At 60.6% G+C, this 17,106-nt stretch carries 15 protein-coding genes; 10 read left to right on the top strand and 5 right to left on the bottom strand.

The genetic code is table 11. From position 1 onward, the window contains the following. Positions 1 to 22: 22 nt before the first annotated feature. Both M5B43_RS17550 and M5B43_RS17545 read right to left on the bottom strand, forming a co-directional pair. On the bottom strand, positions 23 to 2,080 hold the full coding sequence (locus M5B43_RS17550) for an FAD-dependent oxidoreductase (protein WP_248751272.1): 2,058 nt from the start codon (positions 2,078 to 2,080) through the stop codon (positions 23 to 25). Between the two features lie 217 nt (positions 2,081 to 2,297). Further along, on the bottom strand, positions 2,298 to 2,624 hold the full coding sequence (locus M5B43_RS17545; RefSeq protein ID WP_003194436.1) for a DUF1820 family protein: 327 nt from the start codon (positions 2,622 to 2,624) through the stop codon (positions 2,298 to 2,300). Between the two features lie 131 nt (positions 2,625 to 2,755). Here M5B43_RS17545 and miaB point away from each other — a divergent pair, with 131 nt between their 5' ends. From miaB to lnt, 5 genes are all read left to right on the top strand, one after another. Continuing rightward, on the top strand, positions 2,756 to 4,084 hold the full coding sequence (miaB, locus tag M5B43_RS17540; protein ID WP_248751271.1) for a tRNA (N6-isopentenyl adenosine(37)-C2)-methylthiotransferase MiaB: 1,329 nt from the start codon (positions 2,756 to 2,758) through the stop codon (positions 4,082 to 4,084). A gap of 215 nt (positions 4,085 to 4,299) precedes the next feature. Beyond that, a complete protein-coding gene (locus tag M5B43_RS17535) occupies positions 4,300 to 5,304 on the top strand; it encodes a PhoH family protein (protein ID WP_248751270.1) in 1,005 nt (334 codons plus the stop codon). After that, positions 5,297 to 5,755: an rRNA maturation RNase YbeY gene (ybeY, locus tag M5B43_RS17530; RefSeq protein ID WP_248751269.1), complete on the top strand. Its 459-nt coding sequence runs from the start codon at positions 5,297 to 5,299 to the stop codon at positions 5,753 to 5,755. Before M5B43_RS17535 ends, ybeY begins: the two co-directional genes overlap by 8 nt. Before the next feature lie 42 nt (positions 5,756 to 5,797). After that, positions 5,798 to 6,637: an HlyC/CorC family transporter gene (locus M5B43_RS17525; RefSeq protein ID WP_015373027.1), complete on the top strand. Its 840-nt coding sequence runs from the start codon at positions 5,798 to 5,800 to the stop codon at positions 6,635 to 6,637. An 8-nt stretch (positions 6,638 to 6,645) separates the two neighbouring features. Beyond that, positions 6,646 to 8,169, top strand: coding sequence for an apolipoprotein N-acyltransferase (gene lnt / locus M5B43_RS17520; protein ID WP_248751268.1), 1,524 nt, complete (start codon positions 6,646 to 6,648; stop codon positions 8,167 to 8,169). Between the two features lie 399 nt (positions 8,170 to 8,568). Here lnt and M5B43_RS17515 read toward each other — a convergent pair whose 3' ends face one another. Next, on the bottom strand, positions 8,569 to 9,330 hold the full coding sequence (locus M5B43_RS17515; RefSeq protein WP_248751267.1) for a YdcF family protein: 762 nt from the start codon (positions 9,328 to 9,330) through the stop codon (positions 8,569 to 8,571). A gap of 97 nt (positions 9,331 to 9,427) precedes the next feature. After that, positions 9,428 to 9,745 (bottom strand): hypothetical protein, encoded by a 318-nt coding sequence (locus M5B43_RS17510; protein ID WP_248751266.1) that lies wholly within the window; start codon positions 9,743 to 9,745, stop codon positions 9,428 to 9,430. Between the two features lie 262 nt (positions 9,746 to 10,007). Here M5B43_RS17510 and leuS point away from each other — a divergent pair, with 262 nt between their 5' ends. The 5 genes from leuS to M5B43_RS17485 all read left to right on the top strand — a co-directional run bounded on the left by leuS (position 10,008) and on the right by M5B43_RS17485 (position 16,057). Then, a complete protein-coding gene (gene leuS / locus M5B43_RS17505; protein ID WP_248751265.1) occupies positions 10,008 to 12,614 on the top strand; it encodes a leucine--tRNA ligase in 2,607 nt (868 codons plus the stop codon). Positions 12,615 to 12,702: 88 nt separating this feature from the next. Beyond that, entirely contained in the window at positions 12,703 to 13,308 is a 606-nt protein-coding gene (lptE, locus tag M5B43_RS17500; RefSeq protein ID WP_248751264.1) for an LPS assembly lipoprotein LptE, read from the top strand. Positions 13,309 to 13,347: 39 nt separating this feature from the next. Then, positions 13,348 to 14,385: a DNA polymerase III subunit delta gene (holA, locus tag M5B43_RS17495; protein ID WP_248751263.1), complete on the top strand. Its 1,038-nt coding sequence runs from the start codon at positions 13,348 to 13,350 to the stop codon at positions 14,383 to 14,385. Positions 14,386 to 14,508: 123 nt separating this feature from the next. Then, complete coding sequence (gene arfA, locus M5B43_RS17490; protein WP_003176285.1) at positions 14,509 to 14,673, top strand: alternative ribosome rescue factor ArfA; 165 nt, start codon at positions 14,509 to 14,511, stop codon at positions 14,671 to 14,673. Between the two features lie 61 nt (positions 14,674 to 14,734). Then, positions 14,735 to 16,057 (top strand): lytic murein transglycosylase, encoded by a 1,323-nt coding sequence (locus M5B43_RS17485; protein WP_248751262.1) that lies wholly within the window; start codon positions 14,735 to 14,737, stop codon positions 16,055 to 16,057. Positions 16,058 to 16,155: 98 nt separating this feature from the next. Here M5B43_RS17485 and M5B43_RS17480 read toward each other — a convergent pair whose 3' ends face one another. Beyond that, positions 16,156 to 17,076 (bottom strand): LD-carboxypeptidase, encoded by a 921-nt coding sequence (locus M5B43_RS17480; RefSeq protein ID WP_248751261.1) that lies wholly within the window; start codon positions 17,074 to 17,076, stop codon positions 16,156 to 16,158. Positions 17,077 to 17,106 lie beyond the last annotated feature (30 nt).

The following is a 17,106-nucleotide window of genomic DNA, read 5'->3' as shown; positions in this document are numbered from 1 at the left end:
GTTATTGATAAAACAGTGGGACTTACTGCACCTCGATAAACGGAATTTCTCGACGTACAACTAACTCACCCTCAGGCGCATCAAACTCTCGTGCTATTCGATGCCCCGAATACACAGCTGCGGCAATGGTGCCGGGCGCCACGCAGTCGCCGATCAACGCCACCGTGCCGATGCCGGCCGCGTGCAGTCGTTCGGGGACGTTAGTCAACGCCTGATACAGCACCTGCTCGGGCTCTCGGGAAGTGACCAGTAACAAGCACGCAGCGGGGAGAAAGCGTGTCCGTTCGGTATAGACGCACCCTGCCACCACCCCTTCCGGCATACCCCGGACCAGGGTATGGGACGCGACGATCGTGACGTTCAGCTCCAGCAGGCGGCGCTGGATGCGATGTTGCTCAAGGGTGTTATGGGTCCAGGCCGCGACATCCGACGCCGGGGTGACGAATATCACCTCCACCCCCTGTGCGACCAAACGCTCGGCCAACACACTGCCCATGTAATAGTGATCGTCGTCGAACAACAGCACGGGCGAAGGCGGCACGACACCGGCCATTACATCGTCCGGCGTCAGGACGGGCAGGCACTCCAATCCCGGTAGCGCTCGACGCAAGGCTCGCCCCAACCCGTCCCGCCGCCAATGGGCGCCTGTTGCGATGAATACATGCTCGGCGGCGAAATCCAGCACATCCTCGGCCTGCAATGGACTTTCCCGATAAATCTCCACCGACGCCAGACGGCTCAAGGCGTCCAGCCGATAGTCGATGACCCGCGCCCAACTCGCGAGCCCCGGCAGCCGGGACTCTAGTGCCACGCGCCCGCCGAGCGTTCGCTGGCTGTCGACCAGCGCCACGTCCATGCCCCGCGCGCCCAGTATCCGCGCACATTCAAGCCCTGCCGGCCCGGCGCCGACCACCAGCGCCCTGCCCGGGTGATGCGCAGGTTTTACCGACTCAGGGTGCCAGCCGCGCCGCCACTCCTCGCCCATGGTGGGGTTCTGCGTACAGCGTAAAGGCGTACTGGTGTGATCACCGCTGACACAGACATTGCAGCCAATGCACTCACGGATCTCGTCCGCGCGACCTTGCTCAATTTTCTTCGGCAAGAAAGGATCGGCAATCGAAGGACGGGCCGCGCCAATCAGGTCCAACACGCCACGGCGAACCAAGGACACCATGGTGTCAGGCGAGGTAAAGCGCCCAACGCCCACCACGGGCTTGCGGGTCAGTGCCTTCAACCCCAACAGAAAAGCCTCTTGATACCCTTCGGCGGCAAAGCGCGCCGTCACACTGTCATTGGCCCAATCCGCGACATTGACATCCCATAAGTCCGGCAAGTCCGCCAGCATCGAGAAGACTTCAGCGCCTTCCCCCTCACGACACAGGCCACCGGCCACCTGCTCATCCACCGCAAGGCGTACCGCCACGGCGCAGCGATCCCCCACCGCATCGCGGGTGTCTTCAATCAATTCGCGCAACAGACGCACGCGATTTTCCAGCACGCCGCCGTACTCATCGGTGCGACGGTTATTACGGGGCGTGAGGAAATGAAACGGCAGGCTCAAGTCATGCCCGGCGTACACATAGATGATGTCAAAACCCGACTGCCGCGCACGCAATGCGGCCGCCCGGTGCAGGGCACGCAATTGCTGGATATCGGCACGGCTCATGGCACGGGCCTGTACCGGGTCGTAACTGCGCACCGGCGTATTGGAAGGTGCCCAGGGAATTTCGCGGCTGTAGCGATTCGGCGCAGAGTAACCATTGAATGCCAGCTCGACGCCGGCCAACGAACCGTGGTGGTGGACCGCCTCACACATGCGAGCCAGTGCAGGAATGTCGCGTTCGTCCCATAAGCGCGCCTCTATATACGGAGAAAATTCGCTCAGCGGGCTGATTTCACACTCTTCGGTGCATACCACGCCCCAGCCGCCCTCGGCTTTTAACCCGCGCATCTGCGCCATGGCCGAGGGATGCACATGGCCCATGCCATTACAGTGGGGTACTTGATAAAAACGATTGCGGGTACGGACCGGGCCTATTTGTACCGGCTCGAACAGAATGTCATAGCGAGGATCGCGCACAGGGCTACTCCCGAACAGATAAGTTCGTTAATGACGGCGTGATAAGAAACTCGACGTTAACTAATGAGGCGATTCAGGAGTGTTTAAATTTTGAGGCTTTATTATTGTTGATGTGTTCATAGCGCCCTCTCTGAATAAACAAAATTTGCTATCTTTCAAACAAAATGTCTATCCATGAGAAGGCAGTTTCGGAAACGCCCTACAAACTAATTGCAGATCACTTCTCAGGCATCGGCATCGGAAACGGCATGACATTGCTCGTGCCACGGGCTTCGCTGATCTTCGGCGTGCCCAGGCGCTCGACCTCGTCGATGCGCACGATCGAATGCATCGGCACAAAACTGCGCACCACGCCTTCGAACTGGGCCTTGAGCTTTTCTTCGCCCGGGTCGACGACCAACTGGGTGCGCTCGCCAAAGACGAACTCTTCCACTTCCAGGAAGCCCCACAGATCACTTTGATAGATCTGCTTGGCGTACATTTCGAACACCTGGCCCTGGTTAAGGAAAATCACCTTGTAGATTGGAGCTTCACGTTTGGTCATGGTGGGCGAGCAACACATCGGGGATATAAAAGAGGGCGCGAACTATAGCATGGCACCCGATGCACAGCGCTAGGAACCAATGGGCATGCCCCCTATAATGCGCGGTTCTTTACCACCAGTTGATGATTCCCATGGCCAAGAAGCTTTACATCGAAACCCACGGTTGCCAGATGAACGAGTACGACAGCTCGCGCATGGTCGATCTGCTGGGCGAACACCAGGCCCTGGAAGTCACCGCCCGCGCCGAAGATGCCGACGTGATCCTGCTCAATACCTGCTCGATCCGCGAGCGGGCCCAGGACCGTGTGTACTCCCAGCTGGGCCGCTGGCGTGAATTGAAACTGGCCAACCCGGAGATGGTCATCGCCGTCGGCGGCTGCGTGGCTAGCCAGGAAGGCGCCGCGATCCGCGACCGCGCGCCGTATGTCGACGTGGTCTTCGGCCCGCAGACCCTGCACCGCCTGCCGGAAATGATCGACGCTGCACGCATGACCAAGCTGCCGCAGGTGGACGTGTCGTTCCCGGAAATCGAAAAATTCGACCATTTGCCCGAGCCACGCATCGACGGGCCGAGTGCCTATGTGTCGGTGATGGAAGGGTGCAGCAAGTACTGCACCTTCTGCGTGGTGCCTTACACCCGTGGCGAAGAAGTCAGCCGGCCGTTTGATGATGTGCTGTCGGAAATCATCCACCTGGCCGAAAACGGTGTGCGCGAAGTGACCCTGCTGGGCCAGAACGTCAACGGCTACCGTGGCCTGACCCACGATGGCCGCCTGGCCGACCTGGCCGAGTTGATCCGCGTGGTCGCCGCCGTCGATGGCATCGAGCGCATCCGCTACACCACCTCGCACCCGCTGGAGTTCTCGGACAGCCTGATCCAGGCCCACGCCGAAGTGCCAGAGCTGGTCAAGCACCTGCATCTGCCCGTGCAGTCGGGTTCGGACCGCATTCTGTCGGCCATGAAGCGCAACCATACGGCCCTGGAATACAAATCCAAGCTGCGCAAACTGCGCGCGGCAGTGCCCGGTATTTGCATCAGTTCGGACTTTATCGTGGGTTTCCCCGGCGAGACCGAGAAAGACTTCGAGCAGACCATGAAGCTGATCGAAGACGTGGGTTTCGACTTCTCTTATTCGTTCGTCTACAGCCAACGCCCGGGCACCCCAGCCGCCGACCTGGCGGATGACACGCCCGAGGCGCTGAAAAAAGAGCGCTTGAACGCATTGCAGCACCGCCTGAACCAGCAAGGGTTCGAGATCAGCCGACAAATGGTCGGCTCGATCCAGCGCATCCTGGTGACCGACTACTCGAAAAAGGACCCGGGTGAACTGCAAGGCCGTACCGAGAACAACCGAATCGTCAACTTCCGCTGCGACACACCGACCCTGATCGGCCAGTTCGCCGATGTGCACATCGATGCAGCACAACCGCACTCGTTGCGCGGGTCGTTATTGCCGTAACGTCCTGATCAGCACCGATCCATTGTGGGAGGGGGCTTGCTCCCGATAGCGGTACATCTACAGCACATAAGCTGCCTGACACTCCGTTATCGGGAGCAAGCCCCCTCCCACACTGGGATTACGCCGAATTCGGGTTATATAAGTGCTTTCGCACACCGGCGGCTGGCGTTATCCTCTCTTTCACCTCAACAGCCAAAGGGCGGCTAAAAGCAACCTTGAACGCACCTATAGCAGAACCCCATCGTTTTCTCCTCGAGCCTTTTGAGGCTCGCCGTTTCGCCAACCTGTGCGGACAGTTCGACGAGCACCTGCGCCTGATCGAACAACGCCTGAGCATCGAGATCCGCAACCGCGGCAATCAGTTCGAGCTCATTGGTGAACCCCAGCACACCACGTCTGCAGAAAACCTGCTGCGCCGCCTCTACCGCGAAACCAAGGGTAGTGAGCTGTCGCCGGAAACGGTGCACCTGTACCTGCAGGAATCCGCCGTGGAAGACCTGGCCAATAACCCGGTGGCCGAAGCCAGCGTGGCCCTGCGGACCAAGAAAGGCATGATTCGCCCACGCGGCTTGAATCAGCAGAAGTACGTCAAGGAAATCCTCGGCAACGACATCAATTTCGGCATCGGCCCAGCCGGCACCGGCAAGACCTACCTGGCCGTGGCCTGTGCGGTGGACGCCCTGGAGCGCGAGCAAGTGCGGCGCATCCTGCTGGTGCGCCCGGCGGTCGAGGCCGGCGAGAAACTCGGCTTCCTGCCCGGCGACCTGGCCCAGAAGATCGACCCGTACCTGCGCCCGCTTTACGACGCACTCTATGAGATGCTCGGCTTTGAATACGTGGCCAAGCTGATCGAGCGCCAAGTCATCGAGATTGCCCCACTGGCCTACATGCGGGGCCGTACGCTCAATAACAGCTTCATCATCCTCGACGAAAGCCAGAACACCACCGTCGAGCAAATGAAGATGTTCCTCACCCGTATCGGCTTTGGCTCCACCGCCGTGATCACCGGCGACGTCACCCAGGTCGACCTGCCCAAGGGCACCAAGTCCGGGCTGGCGCAGGTGATCGAAGTGCTCAAGGACGTGCCGGGCATCAGTTTCACGCACTTCATGCCCAAGGACGTGGTGCGCCACCCGCTGGTACAGCGCATTGTCGAGGCCTACGAGCGCTTCGAGCATCGCGACGACGCACCGGCCAAGGACGTTCGCCACGATGCTTGAGCTTGACCTGCAGCTGGCCACCGAAGCGCCCGCCCCCAGCGAAGCCCAGTTCCGCCAATGGTGCGCCCTGGCCCTGCGCCAGCGCACCGCCGACTCGGAACTGACCATTCGCCTGGTAGACGAGCCCGAAGGCCGTGAACTGAATCACACCTGGCGCCAAAAGGATTACGCGACCAACGTGCTGTCCTTCCCCGCCGACGTACCGGATGAGTTACTGGATATCCCTTTGCTGGGCGACCTGGTGATCTGTGTCGAAGTGGTCGAGCGCGAAGCGAAGGAACAAGGCAAGGAACTTGAGGCCCATTGGGCCCATCTGGTCATCCACGGCTGCTTGCATCTCTTGGGTTACGACCATATAGACGATGACGAAGCCGAAGAAATGGAAGCACTGGAACGAACGTTGCTTGCAGAATTGGGTCACCGCGACCCCTACGCAGACGACGAAAACTGATCAACACTCAACTGTCATATCAAAGGATTTAGAGTAATCGCTATGAGCGAAGACCGATCGAGCAACGGGCAGAAGTCATGGCTGGGTAAACTGACCCAGGCTTTTGCCCACGAGCCGAAAAACCGCCAGGAGCTGCTGGAGCTGCTGCGCGAGGCCCACCAGAACAAGTTGCTGGACAGCGAAGCGCTGGCCATCGTCGAAGGCGCCATCCAGGTGGCTGACCTGCAAGTCCGGGACATCATGGTCCCGCGTTCGCAGATGATCAGCATCAAGGCGACCCAGACCCCACGGGAATTCCTCCCGGCCGTGATCGACTCGGCGCACTCGCGCTACCCGGTGATCGGTGAAAGCCATGACGACGTCATGGGTGTCCTGCTGGCCAAGGACCTGTTGCCGCTGATCCTCAAGGAGAACGGCGACAACTTCAACATCAAGGATCTGCTGCGCCCGGCCACCTTCGTGCCCGAATCCAAGCGCCTGAATGTGCTGCTGCGCGAGTTCCGCGCCAACCACAACCACATGGCTATTGTGATCGACGAATACGGCGGCGTGGCAGGCTTGGTGACCATCGAAGACGTGCTGGAACAGATCGTCGGCGACATCGAAGACGAACACGACGTCGAAGAAGACAGCTACATCAAGCCGCTGCCCAGCGGTGATTTCCTGGTCAAGGCGCTGACGCCCATCGAGAACTTCAACGAGTTCTTCGACAGCGAATTCTCCGATGATGAGTTCGACACGGTCGGCGGCCTGGTGATGAGTGCGTTCGGGCATTTGCCCAAGCGTAACGAGACCACCGAGATCGGCGCGTATCGCTTCCGTATCCTGAATGCCGATAGTCGTCGTATCCATCTGATCCGTTTGACACCTATTGCCCGCTAAGGATTGATATGTACCGTCTGACCCGCCCCGGCTGGCCCGGTAACTTGCTGGCCGTGGTGGCCGGCGCCATCACTACCTTGGCGCTGGCGCCGTTCGACCTGTGGCCATTTGCGCTGGTGGCAGTCGGGCTGTTCTATATCGGCCTACGGGAACTGACACCCCGCCAGGCCCTGGGCCGTGGCTGGTGTTTCGGCTTCGGCCTGTTTGGTGCCGGCACCAGCTGGATCTACTACAGCATCCACCACTTCGGCGGCGCTTCGGTGCTGCTGGCGGGTTTCCTGATGCTGCTGTTTACGGCCGCCATCGCCTGGTTCTTCGCCCTGCCCGCCTGGCTATGGGCGCGGTGGCTGCGCCGCAATGAAGCGCCCTTGGCCGATGCCCTGACGTTTGCAGCGTTATGGGTCGGCCAAGAAGCCTTTCGTGGCTGGTTCCTGACCGGTTTCCCCTGGCTTTATTCCGGCTACAGCCAACTCGACGGCCCGCTGACCGGCCTCGCGCCGCTGGGCGGCATGTGGCTGATTTCCTTCGCCCTGGCCCTGACCGCCGCACTGCTGTGCAACCTGCCACGCCTGTTGGCGAGCAAGCGCAACAGCTTTATCGGCGCGGGCCTGGTGTTGTTGGTCGCACCATGGGCGATCGGCCAGGCCCTCAAGCATCACGCCTGGACCTCGCCTTCCGGCGCGCCACTAAGCGTGGCCGCGATCCAGGGCAACGTCGAACAAAGCATGAAGTGGGACCCCAAACAGCTCAATGCACAGTTGGCGCTGTACCGTGACATGAGCTTCAGTTCCAAGCGCGTCGACTTGCTGGTGTGGCCGGAAACCGCAGTGCCGGTGCTCAAGGAGTCCGCCGAAGGCTACCTGGACATGATGGGCAAGTTTGCCGCCGACCGGCACAGCGCACTGATTACCGGCGTACCGATTCGCCAGGAAGTGCGCCATGAGAAGCGCTACTTCAATGGCATCACCGTGCTGGGCGAAGGCGACGGCACTTACTTGAAACAAAAACTGGTGCCCTTTGGCGAATATGTACCGCTGCAAGACATGCTGCGCGGGCTTATTGCCTTCTTCGACCTGCCGATGTCGGACTTCGCCCGCGGCCCATCCGACCAACCCATGCTGCAGGCCAAGGGTTACCATATTGCCCCCTTCATTTGCTATGAAGTGGTGTACCCGGAATTCGCCGCCGGCCTGTCCGCCCAGAGCGACCTGCTGCTGACCATCAGCAACGACACCTGGTTCGGCCGCTCCATTGGCCCGTTGCAGCACCTGCAAATGGCGCAAATGCGCGCGCTGGAGGCTGGCCGCTGGATGATCCGCGCCACTAACAATGGCGTGACCGGCCTGATCAACCCGTTTGGGCAGATCACCGTGCAGATCCCGCAGTTCGAGCGCGGCATCCTCTATGGGGAGGTGGTGCCGATGCATAACCTCACGCCGTACCTGCAATGGCGGTCGTGGCCGCTGATCATTGTGTGCCTGGGGTTGTTTGGCTGGGCGCTGCTGGCTGGCCGGATGTCCAAAACCGTCTAACCGGACAAACACAAAACAAATGAGGGAGGGGGCTTGCTCCCGATGGCGGCGTATCAGTCTCAAATGTACTGACTGACATACGGCTATCGGGAGCAAGCCCCCTCCCACATTGGAATCCCGTACATCAGGCATGCACGATCTGCCCGGCGGGATTGGATTGGCTTTGGCGTCGTGCGCGATCTCTAAAACACACTCGCTCAAAATGTGGGAGGGGGCTTGCTCCCGATGAGGGAGTGTCAGTCAATACCTCTGCGACTGCCCCACCGCCATCGGGAGCAAGCCCCCTCCCACACTGGAATCCCGTGCATCAGGCATGCACGATCTGCCCGGCGGGATTGGATTGGCTTTGGCGTCGTGCGCGATCTCTAAAACACACTCCCACATTTTTATCCTGCGGTGTTACCGATAAAACAACCGATACCCCACCTGCCCCACCGCTTCGTTGATCAATTGTCCGCTCTGCCACACCGACTTGAACTCCGGCATCCAGCCGCCCAGCGGACGGGCGTTGTCCACCCCCAAAAAGCCTACCGGCCCCGGCACAACGGTGAAGCCGGCTTTCTCAAAGCTCCAGACCGAACGCGGCATATGCCAAGCCTGGGTCACCACCACTACACGCTTGATGCCTTGGGGTAATAGCACCTCGGCGCTCATCTGGGCGTTTTCCCAGGTCGTGCGGCTGCGCTCTTCCTTCCAGCGCACGGTGACGCCAAAGTCGTCCTGCATCGACACGGCCATCAGTTCGGCTTCACTGGGCGGCGTGCCGTAGTGCAAACCGCCAGTGGTCAGCACCGGTAACCCGGACGCCTTGGCCAGTCGCGCCGCGTAACGCTCACGTTCCAACCCGATACCGGTGGGCTGGTCCGTCCCCCACGCAAGATCGCCGCGCTCACGCCCAGAACCCAACACCACAATCGCATCGGCTCGCTGGGCCAGCGTTGCCCAGTCTTCACGGGCCAACGGCGGCTCGGTCTCCAGGGTGTGAGCACCCCACTGCACCACCACCGGCAAGCTGATCAGCCACATCCCTCCCAAGCCCAGGGCAAAACAGAACCCGGCCAGGCGCGGGCGACTGCGGCGAAGCCACCAGGCAAACGCCAGCAACAGCAAAAAAATGCCGGGCGGCAACAGCAATTGTTTAATGAAATAACGAAAAGGCATCGGGCATCTCCAAAGATGCCCGAAGCCTAGATCCAACGGGGTTTAACGACAATCTTTACCAGCACATTTCGAGAAGGCTAGCGGATAACGCTGTGCTTCACTTGCACCGTACGACCCGAAGTTTTTCAGGGCCGCGACCGGCAAATACATCCTTCAGCCAAATGACCTTGGCCGAACGCAAGGGCTCCTGGGCCGGCGGGGAAGCCTGTCCACGAGAGGCACGTCGGTGATTCAGTTCCAGATAGCCCTTGATCAACTCAAGCTCTGCCTGGCTCAAGCCTCGCAACTCCAACTCCAGAGGCCGTTCATCACGCAATCGGCCTGCAGTGCTAGCGGCATCCAATGCTCGACCCAAACGGTCGATCAGTCCTTCATATAACTGCGGTTTCGTTAAAGTCAGCTGCGATTCAACCATCCCCTCACCTCATTGAAGATATGACTCACTCCCCAATAAACAGCGTAGTCCCCGTGGCTACGCCTGCCCGGCGCCGCGACAGACGGCCCTGCCTGCGCAATCAGGGTTTCCCTCGATAGAGTGGGGTCATGTATGCTACGGCGCTTCCTGTAACTCCACTTCCCGCAGGGTTTGGGCACGGACGCGCCGCTTTTGGGTGTCGATCAACCTGAACATTGCACCGAAGAGGATTAGGCCACCCCTATTCAGTTCAAAAGTAGCCATGCACGAACAATATCAGCCCCGTGAAATAGAAAATGCCGCCCAAACCTTCTGGGACGAGCAAAAGTCCTTTGAAGTCAGTGAACAGCCAGGCAAGGAGACTTACTACTGCCTATCGATGTTCCCTTACCCCAGCGGCAAGCTACACATGGGGCACGTGCGCAACTACACCATCGGCGACGTCATCTCGCGCTACCAGCGCATGCTCGGCAAGAACGTCCTGCAACCCATGGGTTGGGACGCCTTCGGCATGCCGGCAGAAAACGCCGCGATGAAGAACAACGTAGCGCCCGCCAAGTGGACCTACGAAAACATCGCCTACATGAAGAACCAGCTGCGCAGCCTGGGCCTGGCGGTGGACTGGTCCCGCGAAGTGACCACCTGCAAGCCGGACTACTACCGCTGGGAACAATGGCTGTTCACTCGCCTGTTCGAAAAAGGGGTGATCTACAAAAAGAGCGGCACCGTGAACTGGGACCCGATCGACCAGACCGTACTGGCCAACGAGCAGGTCATCGACGGTCGCGGCTGGCGTTCCGGCGCGCTGATCGAAAAGCGCGAAATCCCGATGTACTACTTCAAGATCACTGCCTACGCGGATGAACTCTTGTCGAGCCTCGACGACCTGCCGGGCTGGCCTGAACAGGTCAAGACCATGCAGCGCAACTGGATCGGTAAATCCAAGGGCATGGAAGTACAGTTCCCGTACAACGTCGACTCGATTGGCGAAGCGGGCGCACTCAAAGTCTTCACCACCCGCCCCGACACCCTGATGGGCGCGACCTATGTCGCCGTGGCCGCTGAACACCCGCTGGCTACCCAGGCCGCACAGAACAACCCGGAGCTTTCGGCGTTCATCGCCGAATGCAAAGGCGGCAGCGTGGCTGAAGCCGACGTCGCCACCCAGGAGAAGAAAGGCCTGCCGACCGGCCTGTTCGTCGAGCACCCACTGACCGGCGAGAAACTGCCGGTATGGGTCGCCAACTACGTGCTGATGCACTACGGCGACGGCGCAGTCATGGCTGTACCGGCGCACGACGAGCGCGATTTTGAATTCGCCACCAAGTACAGCCTGCCGATCAAATCCGTGGTACGCACCCGCTCGGGCGACACCAACCCGGCCCCGTGGCAAGACGCCTACGGCGAGCACGGTGAGTTGATCAACTCCGGCGAGTTCGACGGCCTCGACTTCCAGGGCGCCTTCGACGCCATCGAAGTTGCCCTGATCAAGAAAAACCTCGGTGCCTCACGCACCCAGTTCCGCCTGCGCGACTGGGGCATCAGCCGCCAGCGTTACTGGGGCTGCCCGATCCCGATCATCCACTGCGACACCTGCGGTGACGTACCGGTGCCGGAAGAGCAGCTGCCCGTCGTACTGCCGGAAGATGTCGTCCCGGACGGCGCCGGTTCGCCATTGGCCCGCATGCCCGAGTTCTACACCTGCAGCTGCCCGAAATGCGGTGCTCCGGCCAAGCGTGAAACCGACACCATGGACACCTTCGTCGAGTCCTCGTGGTACTACGCCCGTTACGCCTCGCCACACTATGAAGGTGGCCTGGTCGAGAAATCCGCGGCCGACCACTGGTTGCCGGTGGACCAGTACATCGGCGGTATCGAGCACGCCATCCTTCACCTGCTGTATGCGCGCTTCTTCCACAAGCTGATGCGCGACGAGGGCCTGGTGAGTTCCGATGAGCCGTTCAAGAACCTGCTGACCCAGGGCATGGTCATCGCCGACACGTATTATCGCCGCGAGGCCAATGGCGCCTATACCTGGTTCAACCCAGCCGACGTTGAGCTCGAGCGCGACAGCAAAGCCAAGGTCATCAGCGCCAAACTGAAATCCGACGGCCTGCCGGTGGAAATCGGTGGCACCGAGAAGATGGCCAAGTCGAAGAACAACGGCGTCGACCCTCAATCGATGATCGACCAGTTCGGTGCCGATACCTGCCGCCTGTTCATGATGTTCGCTTCGCCGCCTGACATGAGCGCGGAATGGTCCGACGCGGGTGTCGAAGGTTCGCACCGCTTCCTCAAGCGTGTCTGGCGCCTGGCGCATGCCCATGTCAGCCAGGGCTTGCCGGGCAAGCTGGACGTCGCGGCCTTGAACGACGAGCAAAAAGCCATTCGCCGCAGCACCCACCTGGCCATCCGCCAAGCCGGCCAGGACGTAGGGCAGAACCACAAGTTCAACACCGCGATCGCTCAAGTGATGACGCTGATGAACGTTCTGGAAAAAGCACCGCAGGCCACCGAGCAAGACCGTGCCCTGATCCAGGAAGGCCTGGAGACGGTGACCCTGTTGCTGGCTCCGATCACGCCGCACATCAGCCACGAGCTGTGGAGCCGCTTGGGCCACAGCGGTGCGGTCATTAATGCCCGCTGGCCGGTTCAGGATGACAGCGCCCTGGTACAGGACACATTGCAACTGGTGATCCAGGTCAACGGCAAACTGCGCGGCCAGATCGACATGCCGGCCAGCGCCAGCCGTGAAGAGGTCGAAGCGGCGGCCCGTATCAACGAGAACGTGCTGCGCTTTACCGAAGGCTTGACGATCCGCAAAGTGATCGTGGTGCCCGGTAAACTGGTCAACATCGTCGCGAGCTAATCGGATTGGGCGCAGGGCTCGAGCCCTGCGTCGAACTAAACCTTTAGGGCCTCGATAAGGCCCGCATGGTTTCAAGGGGAGCAACAAAATGATCAAACGCAATCTGCTGGTTATGGGCCTTGCTGTGCTGTTAAGCGCTTGCGGCTTCCAGCTGCGCGGTACCGGCACCAATGAACTGGCGCTCAAAGAGCTCGACGTCAGCGCCCGTGACGCCTATGGCGATACCGTGACCCAGCTGCGCCAGACCCTGGAAAACAGCGGCGTGCACGTCTACACCGGCGCGACCTACAAGCTGGTGCTGGTGGACGAGAAAGAAACCCAGCGTAATATCAGCTACGCCAGCGCCGGCCGCGCGTCCGATATCGAGTTGAACACCGCGCTCAACTTCGAAATGCAAGGCCGTGACCATTTGCCATTGATGGGCGACAAGATCCAGGTCCAAAAGATCGTGAGCCACGATGGCAACAACCTGGTGGGTTCGGATTCGGAGTCCATCCAGGTTCGCAAGGAAATGCGTCGTGAGCTGATCCAGCGCTTGATGGTGCGCCTGCAGCAGCTGACGCCGGAAAAACTGGCCGCCCTGCAACAAACCGCCGACAACAAGGCCAAGGCTGACGCCGATGCCCTGAAAGCGGCGCAGGAGTATGAAAACAACACGCCGAAACAATCGCCTGTTGAAGTCCCTGCCGAGTAAGCCAGACGGGGCGCCCCTGGCGCCCCGTTCGACCCGCCTATGAAACTCGCCCCCGCCCAACTCGCCAAACACCTGCAAGGTGGCCTCGCGCCTGTCTACATTGTCAGCGGCGATGACCCGTTGCTTTGCCAGGAGGCGGCCGACGCCATTCGCACGGCTGCGCGCCAGCAAGGTTTCGATGAACGCCAGGTTTTCAGCGCCGACGCCAGTTTCGACTGGGGCACGCTGTTGCAAGCCGGTGCGAGCATGTCGCTGTTTGCCGAAAAACGCCTGTTGGAACTGCGCCTGCCGTCGGGCAAGCCCGGCGACAAGGGGGCGGCAGCCTTGATGGAATACTGCTCGCGACCTGCCGAAGACACGATTTTGCTGGTCAGCCTGCCCAAGCTTGACGGCAGCGCGCAGAAAACCAAGTGGGGCAAGGCACTGGTAGAGGGCCCGCAAACCCAGTTCATCCAGATCTGGCCAGTGGACAGCAGTCAGTTGCCGCAATGGATTCGCCAACGCCTGTCGCAGTCGGGGCTGTCGGCGACACAAGATGCCGTAGAGCTGATCGCCGCCCGGGTCGAGGGCAACCTGCTTGCCGCCGCCCAGGAGATCGAAAAGCTCAAGCTGATGGCCGAAGACGGGCAGATCACCGTCGAAACCGTACAAGGCGCCGTGGCCGATAGCGCTCGCTTTGATGTGTTCGGATTGGTAGACGCGATCCTCAACGGTGAACCCGCCCACGCCCTGCGCATGCTCGAAGGGCTGCGCGGTGAAGGTGTGGAGCCGCCGGTGATTCTCTGGGCCCTGGCCCGAGAACTGCGGGTACTGGCGAACATTGCCCTGCAATACAGCCAAGGCATTCCACTGGACAAATGTTTCAGCCAAGCCAGGCCACCGGTGTGGGACAAACGCAAACCCTTGATGAGCAAAGCCCTGCAACGGCACTCGGCGCAACGCTGGGCGCAGCTGTTGCTGGAAGCGCAGCGCATCGATGCACAGATCAAGGGCCAGGCGGCGGGTTCGCCATGGATGAGCCTGAGCCGTTTGTCACTGCTGATGGCTGGCCAGCGCCTGGCGTTGCCTGCCGAATAATGTGGGAGGGGGCAAGCCCCCCTTCCCACACGTTGATCGTGTTTACAATTCTCAGGCTTTACAGCGCCGTTACATAGGCCGATGATTTGCCCCGCTCCACTTCATCCGACGAGAGAACCGATCATGAGCAAAAAGCCATCCAAGCATGGCCCCAACAAGGCCAAATCCATCATCGCCCAGCCACTGTTCCGCAGCCGTCAGGAACGCGCCGGCAAGGGCAAAGGCAGCTACCGCCGCGAAGCCTTCCAGTCTAATAGCTGGGAGGCTTCTTACTTTCTGGCTGCCTGAAGGCAAGCGCCCCTCTGGCATGATAAGGTCTGCACCTGATTTGTAATCCCTGGACCTGTGCATGCCCTCTAGTCTTTCTCGTCGTTGGCACCTTCGCCAATTGATCGCTGCCTCCAGCCTCATTCTGCTCGTCGCCTGCGCGGAAAAACCTACCGCCGCGGACGCTCAACCCCTGCCTAAACTCCAGACCGCACCGGCCGTCGCGCCCGCCGTGGTTGCCCCATTGGCAGTGGACAATCTTGATATCCAACCTACCCAGACCTTTGCCGAATGGATGGCTGGCTTTCGCGCCGAAGCCCTGAAAGCCGGGATCACACCTGCCGTCTTCGACAACGCCTTTGCCGGTGTCACCCCTGATATGGCGGTGATTCGCGCCGACCGCAGCCAGCCGGAGTTTTCCCGCCCGGTTTGGGAATACCTCGATGGCGCCCTGTCGCCGCTGCGCGTGCGCAATGGCCAGGCGTTGCTGGTCAAGTACGCCGATACCCTGCAACGCATCGAGGACCGTTATGGCGTTGATCGCCAAGCACTGGTCTCGGTGTGGGGCATGGAAAGCAACTTTGGCCAGTTCCAGGGCAATAACTCGGTGATCCGCTCCCTGGCAACCCTGGCTTATGAGGGCCGTCGCCCTGCATTTGCACAGGCACAGTTGCTGGCGGCGCTGCAGATCATCCAGCATGGCGATATTTCCGCCGACCAGATGAAAGGCTCCTGGGCCGGCGCGATGGGCCAGACCCAGTTCATCCCGACCACCTACAACACTCATGCCGTGGACTTCGACGGTGATGGTCGTCGTGACATCTGGAACAGCCCGGCTGACGCCCTCGCCTCCACCGCACACTACCTGCAAAGCTCCGGTTGGCAGAGAGGCCAGCCGTGGGGCCTGGAAGTGAAACAACTGCCGGCCAACTTCGATTACACCCTCGCCGACGGTGGCACCCGCAAGACCGTCGCCGAATGGCTGAAACTGGGTATCCAGTTGCCGCCCGGCGCGAGCATGCCGGCCAACGTCGACCAACTGTCCGCCGCGTTGCTGCTGCCGGCCGGCTACCGTGGCCCGGCGTTCCTGGTGCTGGATAACTTCCGCGCCATCCTTAAATACAACAACTCATCGTCCTACGCATTGGCCGTTGGCCTGCTGTCGGAGCGGTTTGCTGGCGGTGGCGTGATTCGGGGAAGCTGGCCAAAAGATGAACTGCCGTTGAGCCGCTCACAACGTATCGACCTGCAGACAGCGCTCAGTGCCAAGGGTTATGACGCTGGCAACCCGGACGGGATTATCGGCGCCAACACGCGCAAGGCGATTCGAGCGGCGCAGCAGTCGTTGGGGTGGCCGGCGGATGGGTATCCGACGGTGAAGTTGCTCGAGTCACTGCAGAACTGATAGATCTGTTATGGCCCCCTCCCACACTTTGACCGCGCGTGCAGTCAAATCTGAGAGGGGGCTTGCTCCCGATAGCGGCTCAGCAGACGCCAACAAATTCAGGGCTTGAACACCACATCCTGCTCCAACACCACCCGCTGCTCCCCCGCATCCAGGCGCACCCTTGCGCCCATTGGCAGCGTCAGGTTCGGATCGCAATGCCCGCTGCGCCAGCCGCACAACACGGGAATGCGCAGAGGCTCGAAGGTTTGCTTGAGCAGCCGCTCCAGCACAGCGTTATCCACCCCTGCCACATCCCCCACCAACACACCCGCGACCTGGGCCAGCTTGCCTGCCAGGCGCAGATGCGTCAGCAGACGGTCGATACGGTAGATCGGCTCGTTGACGTCTTCGATAAACAGGATGATGCCTTCGGCATCGATGTCGTATGGCGTGCCCATCACTGCGGCGATCATCGACAGGTTGCCCCCCAGCAAACGCCCACAAGCGATACCAGGCTCGATCGTAGTCAACGGGTAAGCCACCGGGTGCGCCAAGACGCTACCGGTGCTCAGTTGGCCCCGCAGCATGCTGAACAAGGATGACTCGGTGGGCTGCTGCTTGTCACCGAGCAGGTCGGCATTGAACATCGGCCCGTGAAAGGTCACGAAACCGACGTAACGGTTGATGGCAAGGTGCAGCGCCGTGATATCGCTGTAACCCACAAACGGTTTGGGATTGGCGCGAATCAGGTCGAAATCGAGTCGATCCAATAAACGCGGTGAGCCGTAACCACCACGCAGGCAGAAGATGGCATCGATCTCGGGGTCGGCAAACGCCGCATGCAGGTCACGCAGGCGCACATCATCGCTGCCGGCCAGGTAGCCGTCGCGCTCGTACACTCCTGGAAAGATCCGCAGCTCATAGCCACGGGCACGCATCCATTGCCCTGCCTTTTCAACATCCAGTGCGGCAGGGCCGGCGGGTGCGATCAGGCCGATGGTGCCTTCAAGGCGCAATGCAGGTACGGCGGCAGTCATCCACGACTCTCCCTAATTAACGCGCAACGA

The organism is Pseudomonas sp. MWU15-20650 (genome assembly GCF_023242475.1).
In the GTDB taxonomy this organism is placed as follows: Bacteria; Pseudomonadota; Gammaproteobacteria; order Pseudomonadales; family Pseudomonadaceae; genus Aquipseudomonas.
This window is presented reverse-complemented; position numbering and strand designations above follow the sequence as displayed.